Source organism: Fibrobacter sp. UWP2, assembly GCF_900141705.1.
Taxonomy (GTDB): Bacteria; Fibrobacterota; Fibrobacteria; order Fibrobacterales; family Fibrobacteraceae; genus Fibrobacter.
Map to the genome: position 1 here is coordinate 50474 of NZ_FQYM01000014.1, position 19973 is coordinate 70446.

Below are 19973 nucleotides of genomic sequence, written 5' to 3' on the forward strand. Positions count from 1 at the left end.
TTTCTTCTGCGGTCGGACAGACTTGAACTGTCATGAGATCGCTCCCACTAGCACCTCAAGCTAGCGTGTCTACCAATTCCACCACGACCGCGTAGTCCTTAATGGAACGGCTCAAATTTAGTTTGATTCGCCTCGTTTGTAAAGGGGTCAGGGCTGTTTTTTTTATAAAAAAGGTGAAAACTCATTTCACATTCCACATTTCACATCTCACACTACACATTTTCCACCAGCTTGTCGAACACCTGCCCGCGGACCTTGTAGTTCTTAAAGAGGCCAAAACTGGCGCAGGCGGGGCTCATGATCACGGAGCCGCCTTTCCCGATTTTGAGGCTGTCGGCAAATGCCTCCTCCAGGTTGGGGAAGATGGTTGCCGGTACAAGCGTCTTGTCGAGCCCGGCCTGTGCGAGTGACTCGAGCATGCGCTCGGCGGTGGCGCCAATCAGGGCGATGCGCTTCAGGTTCGGGCGTTCCTTCACCAGCAGGTTCGAGAGCTCGGTGAAGTCGGCGTTCTTTTCGGAACCGCCCAAAATGAGGGCGAAGGGGCGCTTCATGCTCGCGGTCGCGGCGATGGTCGCGTCGGGTCGGGTGGCGTAGCTGTCGTTGTAGAACTCGATGCCGTTTTTTTCTCCCTTGAATTCCATGCGGAAGGGAAGCGTCTCGTAGCTCTGGAGTGACTCGAAGGCGTCATGGACGCTCACGCCCAGTGCGGTGCAGGCAAGCGTCGCTGCGGCCATGTTCTCGAGCTGGTAGAGCCCGCGCACCTTGCAGGAGGAAAGGTCCAGGGTCTCGCCGCCGATGGCGAGGGTCGGTCCCTCGATTATGGCGTCGCCGTTTGCGTAGCTTACCGAGAGCTTTTTACCTGCGGGCGATTCGCTTGCGATTTTTGCCGTCGGGTCGGCGTCTTTCAGGTACACGCAGGTGCCGCTTCGTTTTTGCCAGCGTACCAGGTTCGCCTTGGCGTCACGGTATTCCTCCACGCTCTTGTGCCAGTCCAAATGCTCGGTCGAAACTCGCAGCACCACGCCCACGTCGGGCGAAACCGAGAGCGTCATCAACTGAAAACTCGAAAGCTCCAGAATGCTAATGCGGTCCGGGGTCTCGTCCTCGAGCAGGTCGAGCGCCGGCACGCCAAAGTTCCCGCCAATCGCGTTATTTTTGCCACACTTGTCCAAAATGTGGCTAATCATGCTCACGGTGCTCCCCTTGCCGAGGGTGCCCGTGACGCCCACGGTCGCGACCGATTTAGTTTGTTCTAAAAACAACTGAATCTGGCTCGTCATGAGCCCGCCGTTCATCTGGAACTTGAAAAGCTCTTGGCTCATTGGGTAGACCCCTGCCGAGCGCACCACCGTGACGCAGTCCTTGAGCCCGTCCAGGTAGCCTTCGCCGCTGAACGTCGTCACGTTCACGCCCGCAGGGACATCTGGGAGTGTCACCGGGTTCTTGTCCATCACGACAATTTCCTTGATGCCTTCACGGACTAGGTACTTGAACGTGCTTTGGCCTTCGACGCCAAAGCCCAAAACTCCAACCGGTGCGACTAAAGTATTCTGCATAAAAACCTCTGAAAAAAAGTAGAAAACGGTGTATAATGTGGAATGACAAATGACAAATTAAATATCACACATCTCACACTTCACATCACACATCTCACATTATTTTTTTTGTGCCTATGGCAAAAAAAATCCGCCCCGCAAGGCAGGGAGGACTTTCTAATGCGGTCGGACAGACTTGAACTGTCATGAGATTGCTCTCACTAGCACCTCAAGCTAGCGTGTCTACCAATTCCACCACGACCGCAGGTCCGCGGACATTAAGTCCGCTTAAACCTTACTCTGCGGGGGCAGCCGGGACTTCGGCAGCCGGTGCGGCTGGAGCTTCAGCAGCGGGGGCTGCTTCGGCGGGAGCCACGTTCTCGGCAGGGGCGTTGAACGCACCCGGGAGAACCGGGGCTTCTACGGGCTGCTGTTGGGCTGCGTTTTCGCGGGTTGCCTTCTGCATGGCGGATTCTTCAACGGCCTGGTCCTGCTTGGCGGTAATGAGGCCAAGAGCAAAGACCACGATGAAGAACACCACGGCAACGCCACGGGTCAACTTCTGGATGAAAGTCGCTGCGCCAGCGGTGGAGAATGCCGATTGAGATGTCATTCCACCGAGACCTGCGAGGCCGCCCATCTTGTCGTTCTGCACGAGAACGAGCAGCATGAGGAACAAGCAGAGGAAAACGTGGACAACGATGAGTACCCAAAAAAGAGTTGCCATGTGACGATCCTTTTTTAAAGTTAAAGTTTAAACCGAACCTATTACTTGGCTTCGGCGGCGTCGATGATTTCCTTGAAGGTGTTGGCCTTGAGACCGGCACCGCCAATGAGACCGCCATCGATGTCCTTCTGGGCGAGGAGGCCGGCAGCGTTGGCGCCCTTCATGGAGCCACCGTACTGGATGCGCATGCCTTCGGCAACGGCTTCGCCGTAGATTTCCTTGACCACAGAGCGGACAAAAGCCTGGGTGTCTTCGGCCTGTTCGTCGGTGGCGGTCACGCCGGTACCGATGGCCCAAACCGGTTCGTAAGCGAGCACGCACTTGGCAGCGTCTTCGGCGGAGACGTCCTTGAAAGCGCCCTTGACCTGGGTGCTGAGCACGGCTTCGAGCTTACCGCCGTTGCGTTCGTCGAGGGTTTCACCGATGCAGATGATCGGCTTGATGCCTGCTTCGAGGGTCTTCTTGACCTTGAGGTTCACGGTTTCGTCAGTTTCGTGGAAGTACTGGCGCTGTTCGGAGTGGCCGATGATGATGTATTCGGCGCCGATTTCCTTGACCATGTCAACGGAGACCTTGCCGGTGAATGCGCCCTGGTCCTTCCAGTGGATGTCCTGGATGGCGAGCTTCACGTTGGTGCCCTTGATCACGTCGGCGACCTTGGCGGCGGCGAGGTAGGTCGGAGCGATGACCACTTCGGTCTTCTTCACGTCCTTGACGGCTTCAACGATATCCTTAGCGAGCTGAACGCTTTCGCTAACGGTCTTGTTCATCTTCCAGTTACCAGCAATGATGTACTGACGCATGATTAACTCCTTGAGAGGTTTAAAATTTAACGGGCGTAAATATAGCAAAAAAGCCGCCTTTGGGAAGGAGGCTTTTGCTTGTCTAACCCGGAATTAGGCTAGTTGTAGTTGCTGGAACGGCTCGAGGTCGGGGCCGGGGAGCCGCCGTAGCGGTCGCCCTCGATCTTGTCGAGGATCCATTCGCCTTCGTAGCCCTTCAAACGGGCGGTATCGGGGTGCTTCCAGATGAGGCGGGTGATGAGCTTGCCTTCACGGGTGTAGTATTCCCAAATGCTCTGCTCGTCGTTCGAGGTCTCGTGGTCAGGGGGGCCCCAAAGGAGGTTCACCATGTCATTGGTCATGCCTTCTTCAATGTAGCCTTGCTTAAAGACGTCCTTGAGGCGCTTGTCAATGCCCATGCTTTCTTTTACAACGAAGTATTCGCGTTCAAATTCCTTGCGACCTTCGCCACGTTCGATAAGAATCGGGGAAGAATAACGGCTTGCGCAACTCCAGAACAGCATGGCGCTGAGGGCGAGCAGGCACAGGTGAGGGATTTTCATATGGTCTCCTTGAGATTTAGATGCTCACAAAATAAGAATTTATCATGCAAGTGGGGGAATATTTTTTAGATTTTACACTGAAATGAAGAAAATGGGTCGTTCAATGAAGAAAATTTTACTTGGTATGCTGTGTGCCGCCACGTTGTCTGTGGCCGACGGCTTTGACCAAGGGGCCCAGAACGGCTTCCGCTATGGCCCTAATTTGTCTTGGGGCGTTATGGGCAACACTCCCTTTGTCTGGGGGCAGTGGCTGCCCCAGTTGACGGGCGACTTCTATTACACCTGGCTGGAACCCCTGGACGAACTCAAGTACGGGCAGAGCCTTGAAAAGAACCCCACCTACCTCAAAATGAAGGCCGCCGTGGAGGCGTCCCCGTTCTACGGAGGCTACGTGGCTGGTCTCGGGCTGCGCCCCTTCAAAATGAACCCCCAGTTCGAGGTCAACTTTGTGTACGAGAGCTATCTGTTCTTTAAGTCGAACCTCGAGATGGTGACCGCCGACGTGCAGGGCGGGGGCCGCATTGCCGAGAGCTGGAACGCCGACTACGTGACCGACAACGTGTGGACCAATGACGCCGCCAATTACGACTACGCCCAGTTGTTCGACATGAACCTGGTCATGGAGTACGCCTTTGCGGGCAAGTCCATTGTCGGCACCGGCATTCATTACATTTTGAGCGACATCAGTACCGACTTCGCGGGCAAAAGTTACGACTACAAGCGCAACATGCCCGTGTTCAGCCGCGATTTCTTGCTGGAATTCGATTTTTACGGACGCCTGGTTTTCAACGAGCACTGGGCGGGCGTGTTCGAGACGAACTATTACCGCACGGGCTACCTGCGCCACGGCAGTACTGTTGAAAAGGAATCCCTCGGTTACTCCATGGTCATGGCGGGTCCGCAGTTCTCGTGGTACTACGGCCTCAGAAGCATCTCCCTGGAATTCGGCGGCTGGAAGCGCCGCAAGAGCCGTTTCTACGACGGTTCACTCTCTCAGGAATTCTTGGTTCAGCTTGAGTATCAGGGGTATTTTACGCTCCCCACTCACCGGAACCTTTCGGAATAATACCGGCGTTTTGATCGGGTTTGGTGGGGTCTTCTCCAGGAGAGGGTCCTTTTGCTGTTTTGGGACGGGGTAGGCGGAACGAACCCACAGGCTGCCGCTGTACTTTTCGCTGCTCAGCGTCACGAGTGTGGGGAGCTGGACTCCCGAAAAATCCTTCCACGCGCCAATGCTAAAGGTGCGCGACTCTTTGCGGACGCCGCGCATCATGGCGGTGCTGGGCTGGGGCAGGGTGTCTACCACCATGGACCACCACGTGTTCGAGAACGCGGTCGACATCACCTTGGGTCGCGGATTGGCGGAGTCGGGGCAGAGGAACGAACCGTTGGCGAGGAGTTCCAGGTCGTCCAGCTTGAGCGGTGTGTTCCCGATGGTCTCGCGCAGGTGGTGGAGACCCAGTTGGCGCTTGACCCTGGGAGCGTTGTACTCCATGTAGCGGTACTCGCCCGCGGTCACGAACTTGAACGACTTTTTGTTGGGGAGGTTCACAAAGAACGTGTCGAGGGCTTCGGGATGGTGGTGCCACTCGACGTCCAGGCTTGCGCGGCTCTTTTGCACGTTGATGAACCGTCCCTCCACGTTCACGATCATCGCGGAGTCGAGCATAAAGTGCGGGCACAAGTTCTGTGCGTTCGCGCAGTACATGCCTGCAGCGACGACGATTGCGGATAAACGCTTGAACTTGGTCATACGATTTTAAGATAATAAAATGCAGGGGGCGGTAAGGGTCGCCTCCAAAAAAAGAAAACCCCGATCGCACCCAATGGCTAAAAGGCGAAACCGGGGTTTATTGTTTTTCAGGAAGAATTTCTTTTGTCGGCCTCGCGGCCTTGGCGATAGGGCTTAGCCTTCGCCGTCGACAGCCTCGATGGCCTCGTCGTCGGCTTCGACCGCTTCGTTTTCGCCGAGCTTGAAGAGCTCCACGTCCTTCATGCTCTCGCGGATCTTCTGCTCAATCTCGTTGCAGAGTTCCGGATTGTCCTTGAGGAAGAGGCGGGTGTTCTCGCGGCCCTGGCCGATGCGTTCGTTGTTGTAGCTGAACCAGGAACCGCTCTTCTGGATGATGTCCAGTTCGGCGGCGAGGTCCAGAATGGAGGCTTCGCGGGAGATGCCGCAGCCGTAGAGGATGTCGAACTCGCACTGGGTGAACGGTGCTGCCACCTTGTTCTTGACGACTTTCACGCGGGTGCGGTTGCCAATGACCTCCTCGCCGTCCTTGATGGCGGCGATGCGGCGGATGTCGATGCGCTGCGTGGCGTAGAACTTGAGGGCGTTACCGCCGGTGGTGGTCTCGGGGTTGCCGAACATGACGCCGATCTTCATGCGGAGCTGGTTGATGAACAGCATGCACGTGTTGGACTTGGAGAGAATGCCGGTAAGCTTGCGGAGCGCCTGGCTCATGAGGCGGGCTTGGAGCCCCACATGATTGTCGCCCATTTCGCCGTTGATTTCGGCCTGCGGCACGAGGGCTGCCACAGAGTCGATGACGATGATGTCGATGGCGCCGGAGCGGACGAGGGTCTCGGCGATGTCGAGCGCCTGCTCGCCGGTGTCGGGCTGCGAAACGAGGAGGGATTCGATGTCCACGCCGAGCTTGCGGGCGTAGACGGCGTCGAAGGCGTGTTCGGCGTCGATGAAGGCGGCGACGCCGCCGAGCTTTTGCGCCTCTGCGATGGCGTGGAGGGTGAGGGTCGTTTTACCGGAAGATTCGGGTCCGTAGATTTCGATGATGCGGCCGCGCGGAAAGCCTCCGACGCCGAGGGCCATATCGAGCTGGATACAACCGCTGGGGATTACCGGGATTTCTTCGACGGGCTGCTGGCCCAGAGCCATGATGGAACCTTTACCATAATTTTTTTCGATTTGCGCGATGGCGGCTTCGACTGCCTTGGCCTTGTCTGCGGAAAGGTTGCTCGTGGGTGTTGTTTTCTTTGCCATTTTTGACTCCATTTTCTTTGTTTTGTTTTAATATAATAATTAGTGTTCGTTTGTGCAAGTGCTTTTTTGGTTATTTATCAAAAAAAGTAGCCTGCTCAACACCTTATAAACGGATTTTTCCCGGATTTCGTTCCTGTTTCCCTCGAAAATCTCGAAAAAAGCTTCATTTTGCCAACAACTGTTGACCGCCATCCACACGGAACCGACCGGTTTGCCGGGTTCTGCACCCCCGGGGCCGGCGATGCCCGATGTGGCGACCGCCCATTGGCAGTTGAACTTTTTACGGGCGCCCTCGGCCATGGCCTTGACGGTCTGTTCGCTGACGGCTCCGTATTTGTCGAGTGTTTCTTGGGGAACTCCGAGCAGCTCGTGCTTGACGTAGTTCTGGTAGGCGACGATGCCACCGGCCAGGACCTCGGACGAACCCGCTTCGCTCACAATGTCGGAGGCGATGAGGCCCCCGGTGCAAGACTCCGCCGTCGCCATCATCTCGCCCCGTTCAATCAGGGCGGCCTTGATGGCGAGCACCAGCTCGCGGGTTTGTTCGTTCAAGTTCTCGTTGCTCATTGTCATACCTATAATTTAGAATCATTTTGTGTCAAAAAGTGACAGATTTTAATTTACCCGTAACTTTTTTGAAAAAATAATTAAATCCCCGTCGGTTAACCATGGTCCCAATTGGAGGGCGCTCCCATATTGTCTTCTGTATCTTTTTCTATATTCTGCGCCATGTTGAACCGGTTTATGATAGCGATGCTGCTCGCCACTCTGTGTGCGGCGGTCTCCGCCTTTGCCCAGGGCGGAGCTGACTCGGCGGCAGGCGAGTCAGACTCCTCGACGGCGACTATCGCCCTCCAGACCGGCAAAACGGGTATTGAGTCCATCGATACGCTCACGGTGAACGAGTGGGACATCCCCACGGAGCATAACTCGCTTGCCCTCACCATGATTTTTAGCCTTTTGCCCGGCGGCGGTCAGTATTACACGGGCCACTATGTGCGGGGCGGGTTCATTACCGGTATTGAGGGCTTGCTGATATACGAAGTCTATTTTAACAAGGAGTTCCAAAAGGATCGCGTGTACGAACAGGCGAAGCCCTTCCAGGATTCCGTCGCCATCATGACTAGAAAAATCATGACCAACACCGAACGCGACAGCCTTCCGTATTACCAGGAAAAACGCAACAGCTATGCCAACCGCGTCCGCGAACTCTCCGACAAAAAGATGGAGCAGGAGGATTTGCGCACCGCCGAGAACGCTTGGCTGTTTGGCCTGCATCTCTACAGCATGTTCGACGCCTTTGGAATCTGGTACAACAACCATCACCGCAGTGTGGAACTCCGCAGCATGAAAAAGGCTTTGCTTTTGGGCATTATCCCCGGCTTTGGGCAAATGTACAACGGCGAGTTCGGCAAGGCGGGACTTGTGTACATGAGCATCATCGGTGCCACCACCAGCATGCGCACTTCGCAGCACATGGTGAACTACTACCTCAAACGCAAGCACACCATGGCCGACGAGGCTCCTGGTTCCGAGGAGTACGAAAAGATTGTGGAGCGTGTGACTTATTACCGCAAAAACCGAAACCAGTACATTTGGGGTATGTCTTTAATTTATCTGTACTCGCTGGCCGATGCGGCGGTCGACGCCCTCTTGAGCGATTTTGACAACCCCATGCACTTTGCCCTGCTCCCGAACCTGGGCCCCACGTCGGGCGGCGTGCAGGCGCTTTTGAACTGGAACTTCTAGTCCATTTGGAGTGGCGGCATCTGGATGCCGTCGTGAATCTTGGTCACGGTGCCGCGGAACTCTCCGTTGGTGTCGCGCTTGATTTCGAAACGGCTTACCATGGCGTAGCTGAACATGCCCTCTACAAATTCCTCGTCGGGGAGACCGCAAGCAAAGTGGTAGAGTGCCGCGATGACGCCCGCGTGACTGATCCACAGGTATTCCCCGTGTTCGTCCAGGGTGGCGAGGAATTTTTTGACGCGCTCGTCCACGTCGTAAAAGCTTTCGCCGCCGGGGAAGCGGAATCCGCGCAGGTCCTCTTTCCAGGCGCGCATCTCGCTACGCGGGACGGCGGTGAGCTTTTGCCCTTCCCAGCTGCCAAAGTTGATTTCTTGGATGGCGCTTTGCTTTTCGATGGCAAGCCCCGTGGCTTCCGAGACCTTTTGGGCGAGGCGCAGGCAGCGGAGCAGTGGGCTCGAAAAAAGGCGGGTCGGCTTGGCGTCGGTCTTGAGGTATGCCTCTATGGCCTTGGACGATTCCTCGGGGAACGAGGGGGAGACGTCAAAGTCCAGGCGTCCGTAGCAGACGTCCTGCGGGTTAAAGGGCTTGGTATGTCGAAAGGTCCAGAGAATCATATCAGAGCTTAGAGATGCAATTAAAAAAGCAACCCGAGGGTTGCAAAAAAAATCCTAGGCGACCTGAGCACATAAAAATTCGCAAGTCCGTTGCTGCTTTCGCCCTGGCGAGTTGCCCGCAAATAGTCATTGCGCAGGGCCTAGGACCCTGCAATGTAGTTAAAAAACGTAAAATTGCCAAGATAGGCCGAAAAAATGAGAAAAAAATCACGAAAAAACGTTATTACGGGATATTTTGTACCGGTTTGTGATAAACGAACTTTACATTAAGTATATTTTACATAAAGGTATAGGGAAGTTGGTTGGTATGCCAATGTTTTTTGGCGTACGCGATTTAAACCACTGAGTCGGAGAAAATATGATTGGGTTTTGGTCAAAAAAAATTAATTGGGTGTCGCTGGGAACTCTGCTCTTGGCTGCAGTGTGTTCGCATGCGGCCGATACGAAGGTTGTCCCCTTTGTCTTTGGCTACGTCGACTCCGACTTTGATTCGCAGAATGCGGAATGGCAAAAGCTGATCAAGTACAAACTCTGGGGGACGGGGGAGGCTGGCCAAGCAGGTGTCTTGTTCAATAACCAGGATATCCACATCAACGATTCGCTTGGCTATTCCGGTAGTGCTGCTGGTGACTTTGTCATGAGAAACGACAAGCATGACATTGGCGGTCCGCTCGCTTTTGGCGGTGGATTTTTGAACGATACGGGTACAGATTCTGTTTTGACTGGTCCTAGCCATTTTGGCGGTACCATTTCTATCGGGGGTAACGCCTATAACAGCAATAATGTCACCTGGCGAGGCTATGTTTGTAGCGACCAGGGTTATAATCAGTTTGAACGCGCCGAGACAAAAGGCAATGCAACACGGGATTGTTCCCATCCCGATATTCCCGAGATAGACAAGACCCTGGACGTCCCTACGGTTGATTACACCGGTTACCAGTTTGATGCTGTTTGGCCTGCTGTGGAGTACAGAAACAAGATAGAGACCATCGATATTCCCGAGGGCGAAGGCTATTACGACATTCATGTGGAAGGGGATTTTGTTCTGAACGACTTGAATGATTCGCTCTACATTCGCATTCCCAATGGCAGGGTGGTTCGCATTTTTATTGATGGCGAACTTAAGATTGGCGGTGCTCCGCATAACATTGTCACCATGAACGAAGAGAACGCTGTCGTCTCGAACAAGGACTATGCGGGCAACATTCTCTTCTACTCTCCCAATACTATTAGTTTCCCTGCAATCGAGGGCGTTTTCCAGGGAACCTATATATCGGGCGGCACCATCAAGTTCATGCAGCACTACAGTTTTTCGGGCCAGCTTTTGGCCAAGAACATTTCCATTGACGCGCACTTTAAGGCGGGCGACTTCCGCTACGTGCCCTTTAACGCCTCCAAGGTCGTGAGCACGCATCGCAACTTGCGAGAAGACCATGAAACTGTTGGCGATGACATTCAGTTGACTCTCGACAAGGCTTCTCCTACGAAGGTCCCTTTCCGTTACTGCTTTGAGTTCTTTGCCACCGACCCAGCCTTGGCAAAGGCCGATGGGAACATGTATGCACATCGTACCGATCTTGCCGATGCCGACATTCCTGTTTGTTCTCAGGTAGGCGAAAGTGTTATTGGTGATTTTGCCTCGTCGTACTTTGAAAAAGGGGAAACCTCCCTTGCTAATCCCATTGTTTTGCACGCAGCTTACGACGCCCTTTCCGAAAATAAGGAAGGGTTTAGACTGTGGGTCTGCGATTTGGAGGCTGCCATTTACCCTGATGGCGACCGCTCTGGCAACTGCCACAAGTACGATTTGAGCATCACCAACATCCCCAAGAACCCCTTGGGCAAGGACTTTGTGATTACGGGATTCATGAATAGCCCGCTGGTCCTTTCGAGTTTCCCCGCCATGTACCCGGATTCGACGGAATTGACGGATTACTCTGTGATGATTGTGGATTTGCCGACGCACTCGCTTACGTTGAACGGCGAACCGGTAAAAGCGGGTGACGTAATCAGTGTGGCCTCTTTGGGAGGGCTCAAGTTCACTGGCGCCCTCGATGAATTTGGCGCCCCGTACGATTCCCTTACGTACAAGATTGTCAAGAACGAGGACGGTTCGACCTCGGACGACCCCTACCGTTTGACCATCAACCTGGCTTCGGTCATGTTCGACATCAAGGAGAACTCCCTTGCCAATGACGTTGTGGGGCAAATGGAAAATGGCGGCATCACGAAGTTCGAAATTCTCGATGCCACGCAAACCTTTGTTATCAATTCGACCACAGGCAAAATCACGGTCAAGGCCGACAGCACCATCAACTACGAGGCAACTCCGGAGGGCTACTACGTGTCGGTCGTAGTGACCAAGGGGACTTCTTTGGATACCGTCGGGGTGCAGATCAACGTGATTGACGTGAATGAGCCGCCGACCATTCGTGATACGTCGTATGTGTTTGGCGAAAACCAGCCCGTGGGCTCCAAGGTGGGAACCTTGCCTGTTTACGACGAGGACAACAACAAGGACTTTTTGAAGAATATGTTGTCTCTAATCGGTGGCGATACCGATAAGTACGCCATCGAAGCCTCTTCGGGCGTTATTACTTCGAAGGTGCTGATGGATTACGAAGACGACAAGTACGACACGCTCGTCGTGCTCGTCAAGGATCCCGACAACTACACCGATACCGCGACGGTGATTATCGAGATTGGCAACGTCATGGAAACTTCCAAGATCGAAGTCCCCGAAGTCGCTGTTCCAAACGGTCCTTCGCACTACAACGTTGCCGAGACCGACACCATCTACATCAATAAGAACGAGGCGACCATCTCGTGGACTGCCGATGGCATCCCGCAGCCCGATACAACGGTCAAGAACCTGCACGAGGGCTTGAATGTGGTTGTCTTGGAGTACTGCGACAAGACCAAGGACAAATGCGTGACGCGCAACGTGTATATTTATGTGTGTACCAGGACGCCGCAGGTCGATATGGCGGCAAAGGTCGATGATATAGTTGCCGACAACATCTTCACGATTGTGGAGCAGATTGCCGAGGACGACACTTCGTTCTATGTCAAGGATACGAGCAATAAGCTCACGATTACGGTGCGCGACCCCATATTTGACGCCACCTATACGGATTCTACGGTCAATTACTCTACAGATAATTTTACCATTGACGTGAAACTGAAGACGCTCTCTGTGAGCTCAAGTACCATCTCGGCGATGAACGACATTGCGGGTGAAAAACTGATGCTGAACGACGCTCCCTCGAGCAAGGCGATCCGCACGCCGTACAACGACAGCCTGGTGCTGGTGACCTACACCGAAAAGGTGAAAGGGAAGGACGTGCTGGTCTCGTATGTGGAAGACTCGACCGGCAAGGTCATTGGAAACGAAATTGCCGTTTCGTACAAGACAGTGGTCAATGGCGATTCGGTGACGATTTCGTACAGGGCGGACGCCTTGACGGGCGAACCGGTCAAGACCGAAGCGGGCGAGACTTACATGGTGTCGTACGAGTACACCGATAAGAGCGGCAAGACGGTGAATGTTGCCTATGGTGTCGATTCCAAGGGCAAGGTGGTACACGATGCCGAGGACAATGTTGCTTACGAGGTGACCTACACCTATACCAGTAGCTTTGGCAACAAGGCGAGCCGCACCATCCGTGTGGTGCTCGACGTGATCCCCCCCAAGGTCGAAATTTTGGATCCGGAGATGGATGCAGTTTTGTTCTCGAACTTCGTTGACGTCAAGTGGACCGTGGACAAAATGGACGGCAAGGGCGCTATGGAGCAGGACACCCTTAACACGCAGGGCCTGGAACGTGGCGCCAATACGATAGTCCGCTTCTATAAGGACAAGGCCGGTAACAAAGCTGCCGACACTGTGTATGTTGTGATGAAGGACGCGAAGGACGTGAACATTGCTGTAGAGACTCCGGTCACGCTTGTCACAAAGGACAAGGCGGAAGAGTACTATTCGGTGAACCCGCCCCAAAAGGACCAGACGTTCGCCGTTACCATTTTGAACCCCAAGAAGGGGACCGAGATTGAAACCTTGATTGGCGGTGATTTTAAAACCAAGAAGGGAAGCGAAGATGTTCCTTACCCTGGACTGGACGGACACCTTGGACCGACGCTCACCGTCGAGGCGAAGGTTCCCGTGGTTAGTGCCGTGTCGGGGCTTGCGACTCTGGACGACCTCCTGGGTGGCGAAGGTCTTGTGAACCTGGACGGCGTCGATGCCGCCGGTGGCGAGAAGATGCCTGTGGACGAATATGTCGAGGAGCATTGCTCTGACGAGTTCCGCTCCAGCTTCAATGGCGATGCCTCTCGTGCAAGCCTTTACCACACGGTGATGAAAGTTAAAATTTGGGTGTTCACGACGCTGGGCTCGTTTGTGGACTACTTCACCTTTGAACAGGAACTCGATAACCCCGATTACGTGAACGAAGCGGGCATGCTGAACTTGTACTTCGAGATGAAGCCCGACAAGAACGGCGATGTGCGCACGGCGAGCGGCAGGCTCTATGGAACCGGCGCCTACCTCTACAAGACCGAGGTTTCGATGAAGGCCACCTTGCAGTGCGACCTGCCTCCGCTCAAGGATGCGTCTTCGGGTAAAATCGGCGCGGTTCGCAAGGTAAGCGAAGACATGTTGAAGCCGTTTGGCTACAAACGTCCCGATACCAAGTAGACCTTTTTCAATAGTAAAACAGACCGGACTGCCAGTGGCGGTCCGGAACTTTTTGTACCAATTTTTACGCTGTTGATAAAATGTGCGTGTTTAGGGGATATAAATCACACGTTTTTGTTAAAAAAAACAATACAATAATGCCCCTGAATGTTGCTTTTCGTAAACAAAAGGGGTATATTTATTGTGTAACAAGATGGCAACATCGGTTTTCCGGCGTATTCCAACTTGGAATATAAGGAAGAGTGAATGTTGCTCCATTAGGAGATTTGGCTATGAAAACGGTTGAATACAAATTAACGCTCTTGCCCGTGCTTATGCTTGGGCTCGCGCTGCAGACTTTTGCAGCGTCGTCTTGGCCCATGTACTTTGAAAACGTGGGCACTCGCGGTGCTGACGGTTCCTATACCAAGGCTGACTCCGCTCTCATGGATACGGCATGGAATGAATTGATGAAGTACAAGCTGTGGGGAACCCATAAGTTGGATTTTTCTAATAATACCATCTCGATTGCTGATGATATTGGCTATAATGGTACTGCCGATGGTAGTATGGTAGTGAAAAACCAAAAACACCATTTGGGTGGTCCTACGCTTATTGGCGGTAATCTGTCATTTGAAAACTCTTCGGCTGATACCATTTCAGGAGGTCCCGTTCGAGTTGTTCACGACCTTCAGATTTCGTTACAACAGAATAATGTGATGGAAGGGAATTGGTGTGTTGGCGGCACTATTTCTAGTCAATACAATGATGGTAGCCTCAATGCATGGGATGCGTTGCTTACGGGATACGTTTATAACGATGGCTACACTTTGACTAAAAAAGCAGGGGATTATGCTGATTGTCCCGCATCAGTCCCGGCGTTGGACACCAACCTTATTGTACCGGTGTGGCCGGAACCCGATTCATGGGAACCTGCCATTCAAATGACTTCTTGTAGCCCAGAAGATTATTTTATCCATGTTCCTCCCGACAGTAGTGTAGTGGAGAGCGAGCGTGGCATGTATGATTTGTATACGGAATCAATTAATGTAACGTGTACAAATAATAAGCACTTGTATATTTTGATGCCTCCTGGTGGAAAACTTACCCGTATTTATTCTAGAGATGGATTTAACTTTCAAAATGCTGTAAATAATTTCAACGTACAAGTAGTTTATGTTAAAAAAGGTACGGTTTATAACAAGTCTACACAAAAGTGGGATTTGACCAATTTCAATGAGTTCGACAAGGTGAACAATTCCGATTATGCCGGTGATTTGCTGTTCTACACCCAAAAGGATATTAAATGGAATTATTGGGTTAATGCGAATTTCCAGGGCTCGTGGATTTCTGCGGGAACGATTTCTCTTGCTGGGCATTTTAAATTGGCTGGACAGGTTTTGGCCACTAATTTGGAATTCGAACACGACATTCAAGGTGATTTCCGCTATGTGCCGTTTGACCCGCCCGAAATTGACCCGAGCCTTTTTGCCGGGCGTGAGTACGTGGAATCGGACAAGTTGGATACAGTTCCGTTTGAATTGAGCAAAACTACGTTGACTGACGTCAAATTCAAGTATTGCTATTCATTTATCGACCACATCAAGATGGATTTCGATACGGTGGAGGTGGATGGCGTTGTTCGTATCGACACGACGATTACAGATACCTGTAGGTATTCCAGGTATGGTATGGGCGGTTGTGCTGATCCCGACGATTTGCTGAACCCCGATGGAGACTTGCCTATTTGCGGCATCGATACTGGGCTTGTTTTGATTCCCAGGGGATCCTTGGTTCCCACCGATAGCGCCAACATGGCTTGGATCCGGGTGAAAGTCGATAGCCTTGTCGAACCCGATGAATACATGAACCTGAACATCATTGACCTCAAGGGTGCGGTGATTAAGTATGGCGATGTCGCATACTTCAACTCGACGATTTCTGTGGGCATCAAGTTGAAAAATATCGATGACCCCAACCATTCTCCGAAGTTTGACGATTCTTGTGACACTCTGAATGTGACCGAAAATGTGAATGGCGATCTTGCTGGCATTATATCGGCGACCGATGACGAAACCAGTGTTGAAGATTTGACTTACTTCATTACAAACGACGAAAGTGGGTTGTTTGTAATGGATGAGAATACGGGCGTAGTCAAGCTGAAAGATGGTGTCGCAGTGGACTACGAGGCCAAACAGGTTTACGTTATTGAAATTACCGTTTACGATAAGGATGGCGGCTTCACTGCAAAGAACTTTGGCGTCCGCGTCAACGACGTCAACGAAAGCCCGACTATCGAGAACCAGACGCTCCCCAGCAAGGTCCGTGAAGACAAGAAGACGGGCGCCGTTGTGGGTCAGCTGGTCAGGGGCGACATAGACACGCTTAACGCCAAGACTGTGGAGCGTGAATTCGTAAAGCACAACATCTGCGAGGTTGTTGGCGGCGATACTGCCATATTCGCCATGGATTCGGCGAGCGGGTTCATTACCATCAAGAACGGCGACTTGATCGACTACGAAAGTGATTCCGTCCTTACGCTCGATGTGCGCGTCCGCGACACCTCGGTCTATGTGATCGATGCGGTGACGGGTGAAAGGACGTACCCGCTGGAAGCCTACGCCACAGTGACCATCAATGTGGGTGATGTTGACGACGGCCCGGTGATCGACGACACGTCGAAGGTAATCATCGTGGGTGACGATACCCTCAAGAACATTGTGAACCTGGACAAAAGGAACCAGGGCGCGGTGGACGAGAACAACCCTGCCGACGTGATTGTGGGCGCCGTGAGGGCGACCTGCACCGATACGACCAAGAAGCTTATATATGAGATTTCGAAGGATACGAGCGGTCTCTTTACCATCGACCCGAACACCGGCGTGGTGTCGGTGAAGGATCCCATGGTCTTTGACTACGAGAGGGTGGACAGCTACGAGATTACCGTGGTGGTCTCGGACGGCGTCGTTGTAGACACAGATACAGGGAAGGACGCCAAGGGCTATGTGGTGCAGACGGCGACCCGCGACGTGGTTATCCGTGTGATCGACTTGGACGAATCCCCGATCGTTGGACCGCAGGACTTTGACGCCTACGAAGAGAAGGATGTCGGTTCTGTTGTGGGCAAGGTGGTTTCTGCCGACATGGACTCGGCGGCAAGCAAGAAGATCCACATTTACTCGGCAGTGGGCGGCGATACGACTTTGTTCAAAATCGACGAAGACGGAACGATCAGGAACAAGGAAGTACTCGATTACGAGACCCGTGCCGCCACCGGCGACACTGTGTTTACCTTGGTTGTCAAGGTGACCGACAAGAACCCTGCCAAGGACGGCAGCGAGCTCTTTGCCATCGACACGATGACTATCGTGCTGAAGGACGCCAACGAGCCTCCTCGCATTACAACCGATACGGTGACCGTTGCAGAAAACAGCGAAAGCGGGTCGGTTGTAGATACACTTGAGGCTGTTGACGAGGACGGCGATGACGAAAAGCTGGTGTTTGAACTCGTGGGAACTTCGGAATACGTGGAAGTGGATTCCAATGGCGTGATTACGGTAAAGAAGGATGCCGATATTGATTACGAGGAAGTCCAGTACACGACGATCACCGTGAAGGTGACGGATGCCGGAGGGGTGTCCGAGACCAAGGAAATTACCGTGAAAATCGACGACGTGAACGAGCCTCCCAGCGTGTCGGATCAGAGCTTCTCTGTGAAGGAAGACGTTGACGTGGGAACCGAAGTGGGCAAGGTGAAGGCGAGCGATCCCGACACCAAGAATCCGGAATACGGTACGCTCACTTACAAGAACCTCACCGAGACGGACAAGTTTGAGGTGCTGAGCGACGGTACCATCAAGCTGATCGACAACCTGGACTACGAAAAGGATTCCGTGTATACGCTGAAGGTCGAAGTGAGCGACGGCACCTACACCGACGTGGCTACCGTGACTATCAAGGTGGGCAATGTGCTTGAGAAGTCCACCGTTGAAATCACGAAGGCCGAGAACCCCGAAAAGTGCTGGGACAAGAGCGGAAAGAAGTGCGAGGTACTCAAGGACACCATCTACACGAACCTCTCCGAGCTTGAACTGGAATGGAAGGCTTGCGGCGGCGATACTTCGTCTTGCAAGCTCATGAAGGGTGACACGACGTTGACCGAGGGCAAGAACATCATCATCAAGACGTTCAAGGATCCCACCACCGACGAGGAAGGCGCCGATACGCTCATTGTGTTCCTGAGCACCTCGACTCCGATTGTGACGGTTTCAAAGACCACCGATCCGGACTTTGACGTGAACATCTACACCATCGAGGAACAGGTCGATGCTAAGGACAGCGCGATATTCTTTGTGAATACGAAGGATCACGAGGTGACGGTTACGGTGGAAGATCCGGTGACCAAGTCCAAGGACTCCTTTACAGTCAAGCTTAAACTGGATACGGTCAGCGTGCCGTCCAAGACGTTCGATACCATGGGCGCCATCGCCGATGCGACGCTCCCGTTGAAGGAAAACCCGAGCGGTGCAGTGCGCACGCCGATCAACGGCGAGAAGATAGCCGTGTCGTACCAGGAAATTTTTGCCGGGGATACCGTGACGGTGACCTACTACACCAATATGGACGGAGACATCCTCAAGGGCGAGAGCGGCGAAGAGGAGATGACCGTGTCTTACACGAAGGTCATTGGCGGCAAGGAAGTGAAGATTTCGTTCCAGGCCGACGCCGCTACAGGCCATGCGTTGGAATCCGCTGACGGCGGAATCTACACGATTAGCTATGACTACGAAGACAAGCAGAAGAATTCCGTGAACGTTGCCTACACGGTCAACGAGAAGGGCAAAATGGTGAAGAACTCCAGCGGCGATGTTGGTTACGAGGTGAGCTATACCTACGTGAACCAGTACGGCAACTCTGCTACCAAGTCGCTCTCGATTGTTCTCGACACCAAGCTGCCGCTGGTCTGGATCAAGACCCCGACGAATGACCAGGTGCTCACCTCGAACATGGCCGAGGTGGAGTGGTACGTGAGTGCCACGGGTGACAGCGCCGACTTTGTGCTGCAGGATACGCTGAGAGTGCAGGGCCTCGAGAAAGGCGCGAACACGATTGTGCGCTTCTTTGTGGACAAGGCTGGCAACATGGCTGCAGACACGGTGTATGTGATTATGAAGGATGCGAAGGACGTGGAGATCGCTGTAGAGAAGCCGGTGACCTTTGCCGATGCAGACAGGGTTGCGGAATACTATGGCGACGACAATGCTCCCGAGGAAGGACAGACCTTCGCGGTTTCCATTAAGAACCCGAAGACGGACAAGGAAGTGGAAACCAAGGTTGGCGGCTCCTTCAAGACGAAGGACGGCAGTGGCTCGGCTCCGTATCCTGGACATGATGACCACTTGGGCCCGACTCTTGGCATAGACGTCAAGCTCCCGGTGTACAACTCTGTGGGCGGCCTTGCAACCTTGGACGACCTGGTCGGCAAGGACGGCTTGGTCAACCTCGAGGGCGTGGACGCCGCCAATGGCAAGAAGATGTCTGTGGAAGAGTACACCAAGGAATACTGCACGGAAGAATTTGCCAGCTCCTACGGAAAGGATATTAGCAAGGCGAACCTCTACAACACCAAGATGAAGGTGAAGATTTGGGTGTTCACCACCCTGGGATCCTTTGTGGACTACTTCACGTTTACCCAGGAGTTGAACGATCCTGACTTTGTCGACGAGGCCGGCTTGCTCAACATGTACTTTGAAATGAAGCCCGATAAGGAAGGCTATGTGCGTGCCGAAAACGGCCGTCTCTACTCGACTGGTGCCTACGTCTACAAGACAGAGGTTGAGCTGAAGTCGGAATTGAGCTGCACGCTGCCCCCGGTGCAGGGGAACAACCCGAACCAGAAGAAGGGCGCCGTTCGCAAGACTTCCGACGATCTGCTCAAGCCCTTCGGCTATAAACGCCCGAATAGCAAGAAAAAATAACGAAAAAAAGCCTGACCTGAGGCCCAGGTCGGGGCGAAAAAGACAAAAACGGGAGGTTTTCTCCCGTTTTTTCTTGTGTTTGTAAGAAAAATAAAAGTTATATTGTCCAGTTTTTCTAAATTTGGTCGCGTGTGTGTAATGTAAGGATAAAAAGTAAACTAATCCTTCGACCAACCCGTGGGTTAATTATGAAAAAATTGGGAGCAATCGCGCTTCTCTTGTTAGGAATGGTTCCGGCCTTTGCCGCGGACGATGGTAACGTATATTTTCTTTCGCAAATTCCACTAAGGGGGTAAAAAAATAGGATGTTCCAATTTTTAGATTTGAAATAACCACAAATCAAACACAA

General features: G+C 53.0%; 12 protein-coding genes, 2 tRNA genes and 1 other RNA gene. 4 read left to right on the forward strand and 11 right to left on the reverse strand.

Annotation, left to right across the window (positions count from 1 at the left end):
* Nucleotides 1-7: 7 nt before the first annotated feature.
* The 6 genes from BUB55_RS08195 to BUB55_RS08220 all read right to left on the reverse strand — a co-directional run bounded on the left by BUB55_RS08195 (nt 8) and on the right by BUB55_RS08220 (nt 3607).
* Nucleotides 8-91 (reverse strand) — tRNA-Leu (locus BUB55_RS08195).
* Between the two features lie 121 nt (nt 92-212).
* Nucleotides 213-1556 carry a UDP-N-acetylmuramoyl-L-alanine--D-glutamate ligase gene (gene murD, locus BUB55_RS08200; protein ID WP_073189854.1) on the reverse strand — a complete coding sequence of 448 codons (1344 nt, stop codon included), beginning with the start codon at nt 1554-1556 and terminating at the stop codon, nt 213-215.
* A 160-nt stretch (nt 1557-1716) separates the two neighbouring features.
* Nucleotides 1717-1800, reverse strand: a tRNA-Leu gene (locus BUB55_RS08205).
* A gap of 30 nt (nt 1801-1830) precedes the next feature.
* Complete coding sequence (gene secG, locus BUB55_RS08210) at nt 1831-2262, reverse strand: preprotein translocase subunit SecG (protein ID WP_073189856.1); 432 nt, start codon at nt 2260-2262, stop codon at nt 1831-1833.
* Nucleotides 2263-2303: 41 nt separating this feature from the next.
* Entirely contained in the window at nt 2304-3065 is a 762-nt protein-coding gene (tpiA, locus tag BUB55_RS08215) for a triose-phosphate isomerase (RefSeq protein WP_073189857.1), read from the reverse strand.
* A 98-nt stretch (nt 3066-3163) separates the two neighbouring features.
* Nucleotides 3164-3607: a hypothetical protein gene (locus BUB55_RS08220; protein ID WP_073189859.1), complete on the reverse strand. Its 444-nt coding sequence runs from the start codon at nt 3605-3607 to the stop codon at nt 3164-3166.
* 103 nt (nt 3608-3710) lie between these two features.
* On the opposite strand from BUB55_RS08220, the gene BUB55_RS08225 reads away from it, so the two are divergent.
* A complete protein-coding gene (locus BUB55_RS08225) occupies nt 3711-4673 on the forward strand; it encodes a hypothetical protein (RefSeq protein ID WP_073189861.1) in 963 nt (320 codons plus the stop codon).
* Here BUB55_RS08225 and BUB55_RS08230 read toward each other — a convergent pair.
* The 3 genes from BUB55_RS08230 to BUB55_RS08240 all read right to left on the reverse strand — a co-directional run bounded on the left by BUB55_RS08230 (nt 4593) and on the right by BUB55_RS08240 (nt 7181).
* Nucleotides 4593-5360: a hypothetical protein gene (locus BUB55_RS08230; protein WP_073189863.1), complete on the reverse strand. Its 768-nt coding sequence runs from the start codon at nt 5358-5360 to the stop codon at nt 4593-4595. The two genes, BUB55_RS08225 and BUB55_RS08230, sit on opposite strands and share 81 nt — an antisense overlap.
* A gap of 153 nt (nt 5361-5513) precedes the next feature.
* Nucleotides 5514-6608 carry a recombinase RecA gene (gene recA / locus BUB55_RS08235; protein WP_073189865.1) on the reverse strand — a complete coding sequence of 365 codons (1095 nt, stop codon included), beginning with the start codon at nt 6606-6608 and terminating at the stop codon, nt 5514-5516.
* Between the two features lie 39 nt (nt 6609-6647).
* Nucleotides 6648-7181, reverse strand: a complete 534-nt coding sequence (locus BUB55_RS08240; RefSeq protein WP_143152973.1) for a CinA family protein — start codon at nt 7179-7181, stop codon at nt 6648-6650.
* 156 nt (nt 7182-7337) lie between these two features.
* On the opposite strand from BUB55_RS08240, the gene BUB55_RS08245 reads away from it, so the two are divergent.
* Nucleotides 7338-8357, forward strand: a complete 1020-nt coding sequence (locus BUB55_RS08245; RefSeq protein ID WP_143152974.1) for a DUF5683 domain-containing protein — start codon at nt 7338-7340, stop codon at nt 8355-8357.
* Here BUB55_RS08245 and BUB55_RS08250 read toward each other — a convergent pair.
* Nucleotides 8354-8971: a histidine phosphatase family protein gene (locus BUB55_RS08250; protein ID WP_073189869.1), complete on the reverse strand. Its 618-nt coding sequence runs from the start codon at nt 8969-8971 to the stop codon at nt 8354-8356. The two genes, BUB55_RS08245 and BUB55_RS08250, sit on opposite strands and share 4 nt — an antisense overlap.
* 49 nt (nt 8972-9020) lie before the next feature.
* Nucleotides 9021-9117: signal recognition particle sRNA small type (gene ffs, locus BUB55_RS08255), an RNA gene on the reverse strand.
* Nucleotides 9118-9362: 245 nt separating this feature from the next.
* Between ffs and BUB55_RS08260 the strand changes: the two genes are divergently transcribed.
* Together BUB55_RS08260 and BUB55_RS08265 are read left to right on the forward strand one after the other, a co-directional pair.
* Nucleotides 9363-13667, forward strand: a complete 4305-nt coding sequence (locus BUB55_RS08260; protein WP_143152975.1) for a cadherin repeat domain-containing protein — start codon at nt 9363-9365, stop codon at nt 13665-13667.
* 272 nt (nt 13668-13939) lie between these two features.
* Nucleotides 13940-19624, forward strand: a complete 5685-nt coding sequence (locus BUB55_RS08265; protein WP_083596937.1) for a cadherin repeat domain-containing protein — start codon at nt 13940-13942, stop codon at nt 19622-19624.
* The last annotated feature ends 349 nt before the right edge of the window (nt 19625-19973 follow it).

Coding starts and splice junctions, on each gene's coding strand:
- murD (WP_073189854.1), bottom strand. CDS start 1,556: ATGCAGAATACTTTAGTCGCACCGGTTGGAGTTTTGGGCTTTGGCGTC.
- secG (WP_073189856.1), bottom strand. CDS start 2,262: ATGGCAACTCTTTTTTGGGTACTCATCGTTGTCCACGTTTTCCTCTGC.
- tpiA (WP_073189857.1), bottom strand. CDS start 3,065: ATGCGTCAGTACATCATTGCTGGTAACTGGAAGATGAACAAGACCGTT.
- BUB55_RS08220 (WP_073189859.1), bottom strand. CDS start 3,607: ATGAAAATCCCTCACCTGTGCCTGCTCGCCCTCAGCGCCATGCTGTTC.
- BUB55_RS08225 (WP_073189861.1), top strand. CDS start 3,711: ATGAAGAAAATTTTACTTGGTATGCTGTGTGCCGCCACGTTGTCTGTG.
- BUB55_RS08230 (WP_073189863.1), bottom strand. CDS start 5,360: ATGACCAAGTTCAAGCGTTTATCCGCAATCGTCGTCGCTGCAGGCATG.
- recA (WP_073189865.1), bottom strand. CDS start 6,608: ATGGCAAAGAAAACAACACCCACGAGCAACCTTTCCGCAGACAAGGCC.
- BUB55_RS08240 (WP_143152973.1), bottom strand. CDS start 7,181: ATGACAATGAGCAACGAGAACTTGAACGAACAAACCCGCGAGCTGGTG.
- BUB55_RS08245 (WP_143152974.1), top strand. CDS start 7,338: ATGTTGAACCGGTTTATGATAGCGATGCTGCTCGCCACTCTGTGTGCG.
- BUB55_RS08250 (WP_073189869.1), bottom strand. CDS start 8,971: ATGATTCTCTGGACCTTTCGACATACCAAGCCCTTTAACCCGCAGGAC.
- BUB55_RS08265 (WP_083596937.1), top strand. CDS start 13,940: ATGAAAACGGTTGAATACAAATTAACGCTCTTGCCCGTGCTTATGCTT.